This window comes from Kitasatospora xanthocidica, from assembly GCF_014656195.1.
GTDB classification, from domain to species: Bacteria; Actinomycetota; Actinomycetes; order Streptomycetales; family Streptomycetaceae; genus Kitasatospora; species Kitasatospora xanthocidica.
This window is the reverse complement of the sequence record NZ_BNBY01000020.1, coordinates 149,485-163,393: the sequence shown is the minus strand read 5'-3', so window position 1 is coordinate 163,393 and position 13,909 is coordinate 149,485. Positions and strand designations below refer to the sequence as shown.

Annotated in this window: 14 protein-coding genes; 10 read left to right on the top strand and 4 right to left on the bottom strand. The window is 75.0% G+C overall.

Annotated features, from left to right (window positions below):
• Window positions 1-80: 80 nt before the first annotated feature.
• Window positions 81-863 carry a glucosamine-6-phosphate deaminase gene (locus tag IE332_RS28955; protein WP_189922003.1) on the bottom strand — a complete coding sequence of 261 codons (783 nt, stop codon included), beginning with the start codon at window positions 861-863 and terminating at the stop codon, window positions 81-83.
• A 337-nt stretch (window positions 864-1,200) separates the two neighbouring features.
• Entirely contained in the window at window positions 1,201-1,608 is a 408-nt protein-coding gene (locus tag IE332_RS28950) for a hypothetical protein (RefSeq protein ID WP_189922001.1), read from the bottom strand.
• A gap of 342 nt (window positions 1,609-1,950) precedes the next feature.
• Between IE332_RS28950 and IE332_RS28945 the strand changes: the two genes are divergently transcribed.
• The 3 genes from IE332_RS28945 (at window position 1,951) to IE332_RS28935 (ending at window position 5,505) form a co-directional block, all read left to right on the top strand.
• Window positions 1,951-2,712: a serine/threonine protein kinase gene (locus IE332_RS28945; protein WP_189921999.1), complete on the top strand. Its 762-nt coding sequence runs from the start codon at window positions 1,951-1,953 to the stop codon at window positions 2,710-2,712.
• A 149-nt stretch (window positions 2,713-2,861) separates the two neighbouring features.
• A complete protein-coding gene (locus IE332_RS28940; RefSeq protein WP_229928996.1) occupies window positions 2,862-4,313 on the top strand; it encodes a serine/threonine-protein kinase in 1,452 nt (483 codons plus the stop codon).
• Between the two features lie 91 nt (window positions 4,314-4,404).
• Window positions 4,405-5,505 carry a calcium:cation antiporter gene (locus IE332_RS28935; RefSeq protein ID WP_189921994.1) on the top strand — a complete coding sequence of 367 codons (1,101 nt, stop codon included), beginning with the start codon at window positions 4,405-4,407 and terminating at the stop codon, window positions 5,503-5,505.
• Window positions 5,506-6,075: 570 nt separating this feature from the next.
• On the opposite strand, the gene IE332_RS28930 is transcribed toward IE332_RS28935, so the two are convergent.
• Window positions 6,076-7,086 (bottom strand): LPXTG cell wall anchor domain-containing protein, encoded by a 1,011-nt coding sequence (locus IE332_RS28930; RefSeq protein ID WP_189921992.1) that lies wholly within the window; start codon window positions 7,084-7,086, stop codon window positions 6,076-6,078.
• A 443-nt stretch (window positions 7,087-7,529) separates the two neighbouring features.
• Between IE332_RS28930 and IE332_RS28925 the strand changes: the two genes are divergently transcribed.
• From IE332_RS28925 to IE332_RS28910, 4 genes are all read left to right on the top strand, one after another.
• On the top strand, window positions 7,530-8,813 hold the full coding sequence (locus IE332_RS28925) for a geranylgeranyl reductase family protein (RefSeq protein WP_189921990.1): 1,284 nt from the start codon (window positions 7,530-7,532) through the stop codon (window positions 8,811-8,813).
• A gap of 207 nt (window positions 8,814-9,020) precedes the next feature.
• Window positions 9,021-9,695: a TNT domain-containing protein gene (locus tag IE332_RS28920; protein WP_229928995.1), complete on the top strand. Its 675-nt coding sequence runs from the start codon at window positions 9,021-9,023 to the stop codon at window positions 9,693-9,695.
• Window positions 9,696-9,863: 168 nt separating this feature from the next.
• On the top strand, window positions 9,864-10,481 hold the full coding sequence (locus IE332_RS28915; protein WP_189921988.1) for a GNAT family N-acetyltransferase: 618 nt from the start codon (window positions 9,864-9,866) through the stop codon (window positions 10,479-10,481).
• A 34-nt stretch (window positions 10,482-10,515) separates the two neighbouring features.
• The gene (locus tag IE332_RS28910) at window positions 10,516-11,406 is read left to right on the top strand and encodes a DUF2268 domain-containing putative Zn-dependent protease (protein WP_189921987.1); all 891 of its coding nucleotides are present in this window, start codon (window positions 10,516-10,518) and stop codon (window positions 11,404-11,406) included.
• Window positions 11,407-11,413: 7 nt separating this feature from the next.
• On the opposite strand, the gene IE332_RS28905 is transcribed toward IE332_RS28910, so the two are convergent.
• Window positions 11,414-12,484: a hypothetical protein gene (locus IE332_RS28905; RefSeq protein WP_189921986.1), complete on the bottom strand. Its 1,071-nt coding sequence runs from the start codon at window positions 12,482-12,484 to the stop codon at window positions 11,414-11,416.
• A 207-nt stretch (window positions 12,485-12,691) separates the two neighbouring features.
• On the opposite strand from IE332_RS28905, the gene IE332_RS28900 reads away from it, so the two are divergent.
• From IE332_RS28900 to IE332_RS28890, 3 genes are all read left to right on the top strand, one after another.
• The gene (locus tag IE332_RS28900) at window positions 12,692-13,135 is read left to right on the top strand and encodes an HAD family hydrolase (protein WP_189921985.1); all 444 of its coding nucleotides are present in this window, start codon (window positions 12,692-12,694) and stop codon (window positions 13,133-13,135) included.
• Window positions 13,136-13,200: 65 nt separating this feature from the next.
• Window positions 13,201-13,608 (top strand): DUF3040 domain-containing protein, encoded by a 408-nt coding sequence (locus tag IE332_RS28895; RefSeq protein ID WP_189921984.1) that lies wholly within the window; start codon window positions 13,201-13,203, stop codon window positions 13,606-13,608.
• 4 nt (window positions 13,609-13,612) lie between these two features.
• Window positions 13,613-13,909 (top strand): PRC-barrel domain containing protein, encoded by a 297-nt coding sequence (locus IE332_RS28890; protein ID WP_189921983.1) that lies wholly within the window; start codon window positions 13,613-13,615, stop codon window positions 13,907-13,909.

The following is a 13,909-nucleotide window of genomic DNA, read 5'->3' as shown; positions in this document are numbered from 1 at the left end:
GTCACCGAGTCCATCGGTGACCGGCGCCCCGGCCGTCACGGCTGCGCGGCAGCGCTCAGCAGCGTTCGCTCAGAACGTGCTCAGAGCTTCTGCCAGGCGGGCTTGGCCGCGTAGGTGTCGCGGAAGTAGTCGGCGAGCTTGAGGCGGGAGGCGGCGGCCTCGTCGACGACCACGGTGGCGTGCGGGTGCAGCTGGAGCGCCGAGGCGGGGACGGCGGCGGAGAGCGGGCCCTCGACGGAGAGGGCCACGGCCTCGGCCTTGGCCTCGCCGGTGGCGAGCAGGACCAGGTGGCGGGCTTCCAGGATGGTGCCGATGCCCTGGGTGATCACGTGGTGCGGGACCTCGTCGATGCTGTCGAAGAAGCGCGCGTTGTCCTCGCGGGTCTGCCGGGTCAGGGTCTTGATCCGGGTCCGGGAGGCGAGCGAGGAGCAGGGCTCGTTGAAGCCGATGTGGCCGTCCGTGCCGATGCCGAGCAGCTGGAGGTCGACGCCGCCGGCCTCGGTCAGCGCGCGGTCGTAGGCGGTGGCCGCGGCGGCGATGTCCGTGGCGTTGCCGTCCGGGCCCAGGAAGGAGTCCTCGGTCAGGCCGAGCGGCTCCACGACCTCGCGCAGCACCACCGAGCGGTAGGACTCCGGGTGGCCGGTGGGCAGGCCGACGTACTCGTCGAGCTGGCAGACGCGGGCGCGGGAGGCGTCCAGCCGGCCGTCGCCGACGCGCGCGGCGAGGGCCTGGTAGATCGGCAGCGGGGTCGAGCCGGTCGCCACGCCGAGCAGGGCGTCGGGCTTGTCGGTCAGCAGATCGGTGATCGCCGCGGCGATGAGTTCGCCGGCCGCTGGGGCGTCAGGGACGATCACGATTTCCATACTGGGTCCACCGTTCTGAGGCGAGTCTGAGGTCTAGACCTCCGAGGTCTAGACCAGTTTGCCGTGAACGGGTGCCCCAGGTCCACCCGGGGCTGGTCGGAGGCGGCGCCTCACCTCGTCCTCTTCCTCTCGTGGGGGGTGGCGCGCGGTGCTCGCGGGGTGCTTCCGGGCGGTGAACGCCGATGGGCCGGTCGCCGGGAACGGGGGTCCCGGCGACCGGCCCGGAGCCGGGCGGGGATCCCGGCTCGTTCGTGGGGCTACTGCCCGGCGGTGCGGATGGTGCGGGTGGTGCGGGTGGTGCGGGTGGTGCGGATGCCGCCCGTCAGGGGCCGGGCGGTCAGAACGGGCTGGTACAGGTGGTGACCTGCTTGGTCGCGTCCAGCGCCGGACCGGCGGTGGCACAGATGATCCGCAGGTCGGTGGTGGTGACGCGCGGGGTGACGGCCTTGGCGGAGCCGAGCTTGACGGTGGTGGCCGAGGCGGCGGTCTCCCACGGGCTGCCCCAGGCGGCCTGGGTGCGTACCTCGACCTTGACGACCGTCAGCTGGGCGGGGTCGGCCGTGACCTGGGCGATGCCGACGACGCCCGCGCCGTCGGCCTGGTGCGAGATGCAGGGGCGGTTGAGCACCGTGGCGCAGGCCACGGTGTCGGCCTCGGACGTTGCCGTGGCGGCCATGGCCGGGCCTGCCGTCAGCCCGGCGATCCCTGCCACCGTCATCATCACAGCTGCGATCCGAGTGCGCATGTTGCGAACCTCCTTGGAAAGTAAGGGAATCTCACTCCTTGGGATGAGTCTTGCACACATTGTGAACACTGCGTGTGTGCGTTGCGTCACACTCATGGTGACCGTTCAACTACATGCTGCAACCATTCGCCGAGTGTTCGGAATCCGGACAGCTCCTGTCCTGACAGGGGATCAGTTCGTGGGCGAGGGCAAGGGCGAGGGCGCGAGCGAAGGTGCCGACCGGACGGCAACTCCGGCCCGGCCGGAACGGGTTGGCGGTGTCCCATCACTCGTCCGAGTGGCGGTTTGCCTCCGGGGCGAATCGGACGGATACCATCGGTCCGATCCCACGGAGGTGGCTGCGTGGACACGGTCATCGTGCAACTTCCCTGTCCGGGGCCCGAGATGGCGCCCCGCGAAGCGCCCGAACTGCTGCGGATGGGCCCGGGCGAGACCGCCGTGTTCGGGCGCGGCGAGCCCGGCCGGCCGGTCGCCGTCCCGCTGCCCGACCAGGGCGTCTCCCGCCGCGCCGGCGAGGTGGTGGCCGCCGAGGACTACTGGCGGCTGTCCAACTTCAGCGCCTCCGCCACCTACGTGGTGGAGAACCTGGAGGGCGCGGGCGAGCACATCAAGGTGGCGCCGGGCCGGCTCGGCGCACCGGTGCCGTTCGAGCTCTCCCGGGTGCTGCTGCCCGCGCTCGGCGAACCCGCCACCTTCAAGGTCTTCGCCCCGCAGCACGCCTACCTGGACGGGCGGCCCGGCGGCGCCGACGGCGAGCACACCGTCAGCCCCTTCGCCCTGGACCCGACCGCCAAGTACTTCCTGGTGCTGCTCGCGCTCTGCGAGCCCCGGCTGCGCTCGCCCTCCGCGGCCGTCGTCCCCGGCGTGACGGAGGTGCTGGCCCGGCTGCGCGGCCTGCCCTCCTGCCGCGGGCTGACCCGCTCGGCGGTGAACTACCACATCGACTACCTGGTGGAGACCAAACTGCGGCTGCGCGAGCCGTACGAGGAGGGGCCGGGCGGCGGCAAGCGCGAGGAACTCGCCGCCCTGGCCCTGAGGTTCGACCTCGTCCGGGAGGAGCACCTGGCCCTGCTCCCGCCGCGGCGCGCGGCCGCCCGGCCGTGAGGCCCGCTCCGGAGCCGCCGGCGGGGCGGTTGCCGGGCGGTGCGCAGTCGGCCGGCGCGCCCCAGGCCGGTGCGCCGCCCGGGGCCCGGCCCCCGGAAGCCTCGCCGCCCGGGGAGGGCCCGCCGTTCGAGGTCCCGGACGGCTACCCGGTGGCCGGTTACCGACTCGGCGCCTTCCTCGGCGCGGGCGCCTGGGGCAGCGTGCACGCCGCCGAGGGTCCGGACGGCACCCCGGTCGCGGTCAAGCTCCTCGGCGCGGCCCGGTTCAGCCCCGGCCAGCGCCGCACCGTGGCCCTGATGGCCCGCAGCGAGCAGCGGTTCAGCCGCAGTGCCGACCACCCGCACCTGATCCGCACCCTCGCCGTGGCCACCGTCGAGGACCCGGACCACCCCGGACTGGACGGCGCCGTCGCCCTGGTGATGGAGCGCGCCGCCCGCAGCCTCCAGGACGTCCTGGCCGCCGCCCGCCCCGGTACGGCGGTGCCCGGCGCCGAGCGCCTCCTCGCCGAGGTCTGCGCCGGACTGACCCACATGCACCGGTCCGGCTGGGTGCACGGGGACCTGAAACCGGCCAATATCCTCCTGATGCCCGACGGCACCGCCAAGATCGCCGACTTCGGCCTCACCGCCGAGCTGGACGGCACCCACGCCTACGCCCCGCCGCTGGGCTCGCCCGAATACGTCCCGCCCGAGTGGTGGTCCCAGCGCACCGGCGCGCGCGGGGTCGCCGTGCGCCCCAGCGCCGACCTCTGGGCCTTCGGCGTGATCGCCCACCAGCTGCTCACCGGCGGCCTGCACCCCTTCCTCGGCGCCACCGCCCGGGCCCGCTCGCTGGCCGCCCAGGCCTACGCGCGCGGCGCGGCGCCGCTGCGGCTGGACGAGGCACTGCCCCCGCGCTGGCGGCCGGTGGTCGCCGCCTGCCTCGCCCCCGGGCGGGAGGAGCGGGCCCGCGCCGACCTGGACGCGCTGGTCGCCCGGGCCACCGCCCGTCCGGCCCGGCGCCGCCGCCGCGCCGCCGTCCGGGCCGGTGCGGGACTGCTGGCCGGCGCGTGCGCCGTCCTCGTCCTGACCGGAGCGCCGGAGCCCGCCGGGCCGGGCGCCCACCGCGCGCCGCCCCCGCCGCCCGGGGCGATCCCGCTGCCCGGGGCGATCCCGGTCGGCTCGGACGTCCCGGTCGCCTACCGGGGCATGATCGACACCGCCGCCCGGCGCTGCCCCGAGCCGGAGGTCACCCCGGTCCTGCTGGCCGCGATGCTCAAGGCCGAGAGCGGCTTCGACCCGAACGCGGCCCACCCGGAGACCGGCGAGTACGGCATCGCCATGTGGACGCCCGCCGTCTTCGAGGCCTGGGGCAAGGCCGCCACGCACGGCGGCCCCAAGTCGTACCTGGACCCGGGGGACGCGATCGCGGCCATGGGCAACTACGTCTGCTGGCTCGACCAGCAGTTCAAACGGGCCGGCCTCACCCGCGACCTGCCCGCCCTGCTCGCGGCCGGCTACCGGACCAGCGACAAGACCGTGGAGGCGGCCGGGGGCGTCCCGGAGCGGGTGCGTCCCCATGTCGACAAGGTCGTCCGGTACCTCGCCGACTACGGAGGGTGAGTGGCCAAAAGGGGACGAGTCCTGCCACATCCCTCCGTGTCCCGGCGCGGGCACCCGGGTGGCGGGCCCCCGGTCTGGGATCCTCGGCGGCATGATCACGAAGCTCCGCGCGGCCGCCGCGCAATGGACCGTCGTCGTTCCGGTGGTGTCGTTCGTCGTCCTCGCCCTGACCTGGCACGAAGACCTGCCCGGCTGGGTGGTGGGCGTGGTCGCCTGCTTCCTGGTGGCCGCCGTGCTGTCCGCCGTGCACCACGCCGAGGTCATCGCCCACTGGTCGGGGGAGCCCTTCGGGTCCCTGGTGCTCGCGGTGGCGGTCACCGTGATCGAGGTCGCGCTGATCGTGACCCTGATGGCCGACGGCGGGGACAAGTCCTCCACCCTCGCCCGGGACACCGTGTTCGCCGCCGTGATGATCACCTGCAACGGCATCCTCGGCCTGTCCATCCTGGTCGCCGCGATCAAGTACCGCACCGCCGTCTTCAACGCCGAGGGCACCGGCGCCGCACTCGCCTGCATCGCCACCCTGGCGACCCTCAGCCTGGTGCTGCCGACCTTCACCACCAGCTCGCCCGGTCCGCAGTTCTCCACCACCCAGCTGACCTACGCGGCCACCGCCTCGCTCGTGGTCTACGGGCTGTTCGTGGCCACCCAGACCGTCCGGCACCGCGACTACTTCCTGGCCGTCACCCCCGAGGGGCGGGTGATGGACGAGGAGGAGCACGTGAGCCCGCCCAGCGTCCGCGCCGCCGGGGTCAGCCTGCTGCTGCTCGGCGTCGCGCTGGTCTCGGTCGTGGGCCTGGCCAAGGGCGTCTCGCCGACCATCGAGCAGGCGGTGGAGGACGCCGGACTCCCGCACGCCGTCGTCGGCGTGGTGATCGCCCTGATGGTGCTGCTGCCGGAGACCATCGCGGCGCTGCGCGCGGCCGTCCGCAACCGGGTGCAGACCAGCCTCAACCTGGCCCTCGGCTCGGCGCTCGCCAGCATCGGCCTCACCATCCCGGCGGTCGCGATCGCCTCCACCTGGCTGTCCGGCCCGCTCGTGCTCGGCCTGGAGCCCGCCCACATGGTGCTGCTGACCCTGACGGTGGTGCTGGGCACCCTCACGGTGATCCCGCGCCGCGCGACGCCGCTGCAGGGCGCGGTGCACCTGGCGGTGCTGGCGGGGTACGTGGTCCTGGCGGTGAACCCGTGACGGCGGGCCGGCCGTAGTCCACGGTGGAAGCCCCTGGCCCGTTCCCCCGTGCGGCCAGGGGCTTCCGGCGTTCCCGGAGGCCGACGGCGTCCCGGGCCGGGGCCGCGCGGGGCCCCGCCCGGCGACCGGAGCCCCGCCCCCTACGCCCCGCCGCAGCGGCGGCGGTCGGCCCGCGCGGCCCGGGGCGCGGCGGCCGGGGACGTCGCCCTCGCGCCCCGCACCCGGTCGGGGGCCGCGTGGGGCGCTCGTCCGGGGGCGGGCGGATGGGATCGGTGGTGCCAGTGGTGAACCCGGGACGGCGGGCCGCCCGTGGAAGGGGATGAGGGCCCCGGTTCCACCCCCGTGACCGGGGCCCGCATCGTCGGACGGCGGCGCCGTCGGCCGCGTACCCCAGGGGACGCGGGCGCCGTGGTACGACAACGAGCCCCTGGGCCCGCTGCTGCTCGCGGGTCCAGGGGCTCGGTGGTGCCGTGGCTCAGTCACGGCGGGTACCCGGGGCGGGTGTCCGGGGCGGGTGTCCGGGGCGGGGTCAGCGCCCCGGACGGGCCCGGTGCCTCAGGAGGTGGTGCCTCAGGAGGTGGTGCGGCGACGGCGGGTGTAGACCACCGCGCCCGCGCCGGCGACCAGCAGGGCGGTGCCGGCGCCCGCGTACAGCAGGGTGCCGTCGCTACCGGTGCTGGCCAGCTTCTTGCCGTCCGACGCGGCGCCCGGGATCGGCGTCGGGACGCTGACCTTGGTGGGCAGCGGCAGCGGCGCGTCCGGGTTGACCGGGGTCTCCGTGGTCGGGGTGTGCACCGGCACGGTGGCGGTCGGCGGGGTCGACGGGCCCGCGCTCGGGACGTCCGTGGGGGCCACGGTCGGCTCGGCGGTCGCCGGGGTGGTCGGCGCCGGGGTGGTGGCCGCCGGGGTGGTGGGCGTGGCGCTCGGGGTCTCCGACGGCTTGGTGCTGGTGCTCGCGCTCGGCGTGACCGGGGCGGACGGCGTGGCCGAGGGCGTGGCCGGCGCCGACGGGCTGTGCGACGGCGTGGTCGGCACGGAGGTCGGGCCGTGCGACGGCGTCTTGGCCGGGGTCGGCTTCACGGTCGGGGAGGGCTTGCCGGTCGGGGCCGGGGTCTCGCCGCCGCAGTCGACCTTGAAGACCTTGTGCTTGGGGTTGTTGAGCTTGGTGTCCTCCGGCAGCTCGCCGTCGACCAGCTCGACGGACTGCCAGTACAGCTTGTAGTGGCCGTCCGGCAGGTGGATGTCCTCGGTGCGGACGTGGCCGTGGCCGTCGACCGGGATGTCGCCGTACGCGACGAGCTTCTCGTTGGGGCCGCCACCGACGGTGGTGATCGCCCAGATGACGTCCTGGTTGGCGTCGAAGCCGAAGGAGTCCAGGTAGAAGGTGCAGACCTTGGGCTCGTTGCGGACGTCCTCCTGGCCGGTGGCGGAGTCGTGGATCTTGACGGTGCCGTTGTTGCCGGGAGCACCGCCCTTGCCGCCGCCGGCGACGGCGTGAGCGGCGGCGGGGGCGAGCAGCATCAGGGCGGCGGCGGTCGGGACGGCCACCAGGGAGCGCGCGGCGGTGGAACGGATGTGCATGGGCGATCCATCGGGTACGGCAGGCGGGGACGAGCCTGCGCGGTGGGAGGGAGCCTCGGGTCGGACGTTCGGTGGGGGCCGGTGCCGTGCGACGGGAGGGGCTCAAAAGTTCCCGCAGTGGGAAACGTGACGCAAGGGAAGTTTGGCCGGAATGTGACGTTGTGGTGGGTTGGTCCGATGAGTTCGTTACAACGATCCGATCACCCTGTTGTCATGGTTTCGTGTGTGGTGCACCCGGTGGCGAGGGTGGCGGCGGTCAACTCCGTTACCCGACCCGGCGGGTGAACCCAGGCGGCGGAGGTGGCCGGTATTGACCGGTCATCGGGGGCGGCCTGCGTGTCGGGGCGGCGGGCGGGTGCCAGGTTTCTCTATCGTCCGTCTGGAACCGCCCAGTCCGCCGATTCCGCTGCGTGAGCAGCCGATCCGACCCGTGGGAGAGAGCGATGCCCGGCCCAGAGCAGACCGCCGAGGAGAGCGCCGACGTCATCGTGGTCGGTGCCGGCCCGGCCGGCTCCACCGCCGCCGCCCACCTGGCCCGCACCGGCCTGGACGTCCTCCTCCTGGAGAAGTCCGCCTTCCCGCGCGAGAAGGTCTGCGGGGACGGGCTCACCCCGCGCGTCGTCAAGCAGCTGACGGACCTCGGCATCGACGTCTCCGAGGAGGCCGGCTGGCTGCACAACCGCGGCCTGCGGCTGATCGCCGGTCGGCGCTCGATCGAGTTCGACTGGCCCGAGCTGTCCGCCTTCCCCGGTTACGGGCTGGTCCGCCGCCGCGCCGACTTCGACCAGCTGCTCGCCCGGAAGGCCGCCTCCTACGGCGCCCGGCTCGTCGAACGCGCCAATGTGGCGGGTCCGTTGGTCGACGAACGGACTGGCCGGATCACCGGCGTCACGGCCAAACTGGGCGAGGACCGCAAGCCCGTCGCCTACCGGGCCCCGATCGTGGTCGCCGCCGACGGCAACTCCACCCGGCTCTCCGTCGCGATGAAGCGCTACCGTCGCGCCGACCGCGCGATGGGCGTCGCCTACCGGACCTACTTCACCACCCCGCGCCACGAGGACCGCTACCTGGAGGCCTGGCTCGACCTGCGCGACCCGAACGACCCGGCCCGGCGCCTCCTGCCCGGCTACGCCTGGGTGTTCGGCATGGGCGACGGCACCGCCAACGTGGGCCTCGGCGTCCTCGACACCGCCAAGGTCGACGTGGACTGGCGGGAACTGCTGCGCCACTGGTGCGAGGACCTGCCGCCCGAGTACGGCTACACCCCCGAGGGCGTCACCGAGCCGATCCGCGGCGCCGCCCTCCCGATGGGCCTCAACCGGCAACCCCACTACGCGGACGGCCTGTTGCTGGTCGGCGACGCGGGCGGCACGGTCAGCCCGGGCACCGGCGAGGGCATCGCCTACGCGATGGAATCCGGCCGCTACGCCGCCGAGACGATCGTCCAGGCCCTCGCCCGCCGCACCGACCGCGGCCGGGAGCTCGCCCTGCGCGCCTACCCGCAGGCGCTGCGCTCCGCCTATGCCGGGTACTTCGCGCTCGGCCGGCTGGCCGCCGACCTGCTCGGCCGCCCCAAGCTGCTCGGCGCCGCCGGTGGCGCCGGGCTGGGCCACCCGGCGCTGCTGAAGGTGGCGTTCCGGCTCATGGTCAACCTCACCGAGCCCAACTCGAAGGACTCCCTCGACCGGCTGCTCCACCTGATCGGGCGGGTCGCCCCGGGCCGCTGAGGGGGCCGGACCGTTCATCCTCGCGGGTGGGCGGTCGCGGTGTCCCGGGTTTGGCCGAAAGGGCGGAGTACGACCGGCTGTCGTTCGGATCATGTTGACGAATCATCAGATGATCCGATTGCCTGGTGTCGAACCAGCCACGGAGGGTGAGCGAAACACACCCCCGTGGCTCCGTTCTCGACCGCTGACCCGATCGACGGAGACACCGTGCGCCTTCGCCTTCGCCTGCTCGCCGCGCCCCTCGCCGCGGCCGCCGCCGTACTCGCCCCGAGCCTCCCGGCCGCCGCGGCCGCCCCGGCCGCCACCGCCGGGGCGACGGGTACCCCCGCCGACCAGTGCTCCGCCGCCTTCCGGCACGACGACGCCCGCCTCGGCCCGCAGGACCTCCCGACCACCGGCCGGGTCGGCCGCCAACTGGTCGGCTACCAGCGCACCGGCGGCGCGAGCGACCAGGACTTCCTGGCGACCTACTACGACGCGGCCGCCAACGGCGGCAAGGGCGGCTGGAAGTACCCGCCCGCCGACGGCTACGTCACCCTGCCCGACGGCAGCCCGGTCGAGTTCGACATCACCCTCTACCCCAACCAGAACATCGACCGCTACGGCAGCGAGTACGGCGCCTTCCTCGCCCCCGAGGGCCTGCCCTACGCCAACCGCGCGATCCCGCCGCAGAGCCTGGACGGCAACCCGGCGGCCGCCTGCAACTACCACGACTACAAGGTGGTCAAGCCCTTCAAGGTGCACGCCGGCCCGATCGCGCCCTGGTTCAACCAGCCCGGGTGGGGCCTGCAGTACCAGCTCGACACCACCCTGGTGCCCGGCGGCCCGGCCAAGCTGAACGTGCTCTGGCTGGTGGACAACGGCTACCTGTCCCGGATCTGACCCGGCCCCTCCGGCGGTGGCGTCCGGTGCACCCGCCCCGCGCGGTCACCGGACGCCGGCCGGACGCCGGCTGGCCTCACCGAGCGCCGACCGGGCCTGACCGGGCTCGCCGGGCTCCGGCGGGATAAATCGCTGGCGGGCGCGGGGGACCGGGGATAGGAAGACGGCATGACCACCACCAGTGAACCCGCCGTCGACCAGCGGGTGTTCCGTCCCGCCGTGATCGACCTCGGCGACGCCCTGCTGCGGCCCTGGGGGCGCGCCCTCGACGTCCCTGGCGGCATCGTGCCCGCGCTCGTCGCCGCCTCGACGGACCCGGAGATCGCCCGCTGGAACCCGCTCGACTCCACCGACCCGGCCGCCGCCGAGGCCTACCTGGACCGCTGTGACGCCCACTGGGCCGACGGCACCATGGCAGCCTTCGCCATCACCGACGCCCCCGGCGGCGCCCTCCTCGGCAACGCCTTCCTGCGCTGGAGCAACCGGGCCGACGGCATCGCGATGGTCGGCTACTGGCTGCTCACCGCCGCCCGCGGCCGCGGCCTCGCCACCCGCGCCGCCACCGCCGTCACCCGCTGGGCCGTGGAGACCGCCGGAGCCCGCCGCATCGAGCTGTTCCACGCCGTCGGCAACGACCCCTCCTGCCGGGTCGCCGAACGCGCCGGCTTCCCCCACGAGGGGACGCTGCGCGCTTCCTGGCGCTTCGAGGGCCGCGACTACCAGGACGAACACCTCCACGCCCGCCTCGCCTCGGACCCCTACCCCGAGCCGGGCCGGTCCGCTTGACCCTCACGTAGCGGGAGGACCTAGCGTCCGTGGCATGAAGATCATCGTTCATGACACGGCGAGCGCCATGCTCGAACTGCTCCGGCTTCCGGTGGAGGAGCGGCCGGACGCCCTGCGGGAGTTGTACCGCCCGATGGAGGGCGTGATGGCCGCGGTGACGGGGGAGGCCGACCTGGTCGCGATGCACCGGATGGGCAGCGGCTTCCGGCTCGACCGCGAGGACCCGCGGTACCCGGCCGCCGTGCGCCGGATGCGGGACGCCGGGGTCTGGCAGCGGGTCGAGGACTCGCTCGCCGCCGCGTGGGAGCGGATCGACGGCGCGGTGCCCGGCGTCGCGCACGCCGACACGGTGCACGTCGTCGTGGTGCTCGGCGACCCCGACGACGAGCACCTGACCGTCCGCAACCGCGGCTACTTCGGCATGGGCGGCTTCCCGGGCGCGATCCAGCTGCTCATGTGGCCGACCGAGACCGCCCTGGCCAAGATCGGCCACGCGGCGGCCCACGAGCTCCACCACAACGTGCGCTACGCCAACGTGGCCTGGAATCCGATGACCGTCACCGTCGGCGAGCAGGTCGTCGCCGAAGGGCTGGCCGAGGCCTTCGTCCGGGAGCTGGCCGGCGAACAGGCCCTCGGCCCGTGGTCGACGACGCTGACCGGCGCCGAGCTGGAGCACGCCTGCCGGAAGGTCACCGCCGGGATCGACGTGGCCGGGATGCGGAACCTGCCCCCGTACGTCTACGGCGACGCGACGGCACGCCTCATGGGCTGCGAGCCGGTGGGGCTGCCGGACTTCGCCGGGTACGCGGCCGGCCTGCGGATCGCGGACGCCCACCTGGAGGCCACCGGTCTCACCGCCGCCGCGAGCGTCGCGCTGCCGGCCCGGGAGGTCCTCGCCAACGCGGGCGTGCCCACCGTCGCATGACGGAACGTCAGAGGTGGAAGCCCGGGACGTCGGCCGCGAGTCGGTCGTAGACCGCGCGCAACCACGGTTCGCGGACGGCGGGCAGGCGTGCCAGGCGGTCCAGGAGCAGCCACCGGTCCGGCTGGAACAGCCAGTTCGGCCGCAGCGGGAGCGGGTCGTCGCGTTCGACGCCCTCGGGCAGGCGGGTCGTGGACGCGGTCTCGGGAGCGGCCAGGTACGTCCACACCTCGGCGTCCAGCGGGACGGGCACCGCGCCGCCGGAGGGCTGCCAGGTCTCGCCGGTCCAGGGGTGCCGGGGGACCAGCGCGATGTCCGGCGCCCGACCCGGTCCCGTACCCGGTCCCGGTCCCGGTCGGGGGTCGAGGCCGGGGCCGACCAGGGCGACCGTCCGGGCCGAGGCGCCCGCGGCGAGCGGGCTCGGCAGGACGGAGGCCGGCACCCGGCCGAAGACCGCGGTGACCAGGCCGTCGGGCAGCACCAGCGGCCCGCCCGCCGAGGCCGCCAGCAGGTGCGCCAGCGCCGTGCCGACCGCGGCGGACCACTGGTCGCTCCACCAGCCGAGCGGCTCGACCGGCGGCAGACCGGTCACCGTCCAGCCGTCCCCGGGCGGCCGGCCAGGCCCCTCGACGGGCAGCTCGCGCACCGCGCCCGGCTCCAGCCACACCGCCTGCCACCGGTAACAGTCGTCGATCCGGGTGCCGACCTCCCGCCCGCAGCGGGCGCAGGCCAGGTTCGGGCCGACCCCGCCGTCCGAGCCGCAGCAGCCGTCGCAGCGCTCGGGGATCAGGACGGTGCCGCAGGTGTCACCGGGCGCGAGCAGGATCCGGCCGGGCGCACCGAAGGACACGTGGGGCACCGGCGCGTACACCCCGTGCGCGGCCGCCTCCCCCGCTCCGACCTCGGCCCACCGCCGGAACGGCGGCCCGTGCGGTTCAGGGTCGACGGCGTACGCCCCCGGTGGCAGCACCGGCGGCAGGTAGCGCTCGCCCCCGCTCCGGAACGCATGGGCCGGCAGCGCCACCCGCGCCACCGGAACGCTCAGCCCGGCACCGCACCCGGCGCACGCGAACACCGCCACACACTCTCCCCCCGCCCACGGACTCCCGGAGTATCCCGGCGCCACGAGCGGCCGCCAAGCCGTTTTCGCCACCGCGGGTCGGCCGGAGGGTGGGGGCGGCTCCCGGCGGAGGACGGCGGAGCGTCCGCCCGCAGGCGGGAGTTCGCGGACAGGCCCTAGTCTGGAAGGGCGCGTACGGTGCGTGGCCTGCGAACGGAAGCGGTGGCCATGACGGTGATCTCGGCGGCTCTCTTCGGTACGGACTGGCGGCCCGCGCTGCCGGGCGGTGCCGAGCTGCTGCGCGAGTGCGCCGCCCGGGGCTGGACGGTCGTGCTGACCGGGCCCGGGCCCGTCGGGGCCCCTGCCCTGACCGTGGCGGATCCCGGGGGAGACCCGCTGAGGGCCGCCCTGGCGCTGGTGGACGGCGGGCCCCCGCACGCCGTGGCCGTCGCCGGGAGCGTGCGCGAGGTGCGGGCGGCGCGGCGGGCCGGGGTGCCGTGCGTCGCCCTGGAGACCGGCGGCGACGCCGGCCCGGAGCTGCGGGCGGCGGGTGCGGCCGAGGTCCACCGCGACGCCGCCGCCCTGCTGCACGTCCTGGACGACAGCCTGCTCGCCCGTCCCCGGGCCTTCGGACCCGTGGGAGCCGGAACAGGTGGTCCCCGGAACGGTTAGCGCCGGCCCGTACCGGGAACCGCCCGGGTGCGAGCACGTCACCGGAAGTGTCGGAGGTGACCGAGATGGACGGACCCGCTTTGAGCGGATGGGAGCGGCGGCTCCTCGAGGAGATCGAGTCCGATCTGCGCCAGGACACGAAGCTCGACCGGAAGTTGAGCACGATGGGCGCCAAACGGCCCGGCCGGCTCCGGCGCGTGCTCCGTGCCGTCGGGCGCCGGGTGACGGCCGGAGTGGTGCTGACCGCCCTGGTGATGACGGCGATCTGTCTCGGGGTGGGCGTGCGGACCCCGAACACGGCCGTGCTGGTCGCGCTCGGCGTGGTCTGGGCGGCCACCGTGTCGGCGGCCGTGGCCACCTCGGAGCTGCTGCGCCGCCGGAGCGCCTCCCGGTCGGGGCGGGCCGTCGTCGCCGAGCCGGAGGAGCACCCCGAGCGCCGCGAACGGCGGCCCTGGGACCGGCCGGAGGCGTAGCGCCATGAGCACCGATCTGTGGGAGCACCGCCCGGGTTCGCACCCCGCCGCCGACCTCGGCCTGGTCGGGTACGAGGTGCTGGCGACCGACGGCCCGGTCGGCCGGGTCGAGCAGGACACCGGGGACCGCCTGCTCGTCGACGCCGAGCCCTGGGTGCCGGGCACCCGGGTGCTCGTCCCGGTGGGCCTGGTCGCCCGGGTCGACCACCTGGTCCGCGCCGTCCACCTCGACTGTCCGCGGGCCAGGCTCAGCTCCGCCCCGCCCGCCGCGGTCGACCTGGCCGCGCTCCGTCCGCGCTGA

Bases quoted from the DNA above. Each gene is read 5' to 3' on its own strand.
- IE332_RS28950 (WP_189922001.1), bottom strand. From the start codon at position 1,608: ATGCGCACTCGGATCGCAGCTGTGATGATGACGGTGGCAGGGATCGCC.
- IE332_RS28915 (WP_189921988.1), top strand. From the start codon at position 9,864: ATGACCACCACCAGTGAACCCGCCGTCGACCAGCGGGTGTTCCGTCCC.
- IE332_RS28925 (WP_189921990.1), top strand. From the start codon at position 7,530: ATGCCCGGCCCAGAGCAGACCGCCGAGGAGAGCGCCGACGTCATCGTG.
- IE332_RS28900 (WP_189921985.1), top strand. From the start codon at position 12,692: ATGACGGTGATCTCGGCGGCTCTCTTCGGTACGGACTGGCGGCCCGCG.
- IE332_RS28930 (WP_189921992.1), bottom strand. From the start codon at position 7,086: ATGCACATCCGTTCCACCGCCGCGCGCTCCCTGGTGGCCGTCCCGACC.
- IE332_RS28955 (WP_189922003.1), bottom strand. From the start codon at position 863: ATGGAAATCGTGATCGTCCCTGACGCCCCAGCGGCCGGCGAACTCATC.
- IE332_RS28910 (WP_189921987.1), top strand. From the start codon at position 10,516: ATGAAGATCATCGTTCATGACACGGCGAGCGCCATGCTCGAACTGCTC.
- IE332_RS28895 (WP_189921984.1), top strand. From the start codon at position 13,201: ATGGACGGACCCGCTTTGAGCGGATGGGAGCGGCGGCTCCTCGAGGAG.
- IE332_RS28935 (WP_189921994.1), top strand. From the start codon at position 4,405: ATGATCACGAAGCTCCGCGCGGCCGCCGCGCAATGGACCGTCGTCGTT.
- IE332_RS28890 (WP_189921983.1), top strand. From the start codon at position 13,613: ATGAGCACCGATCTGTGGGAGCACCGCCCGGGTTCGCACCCCGCCGCC.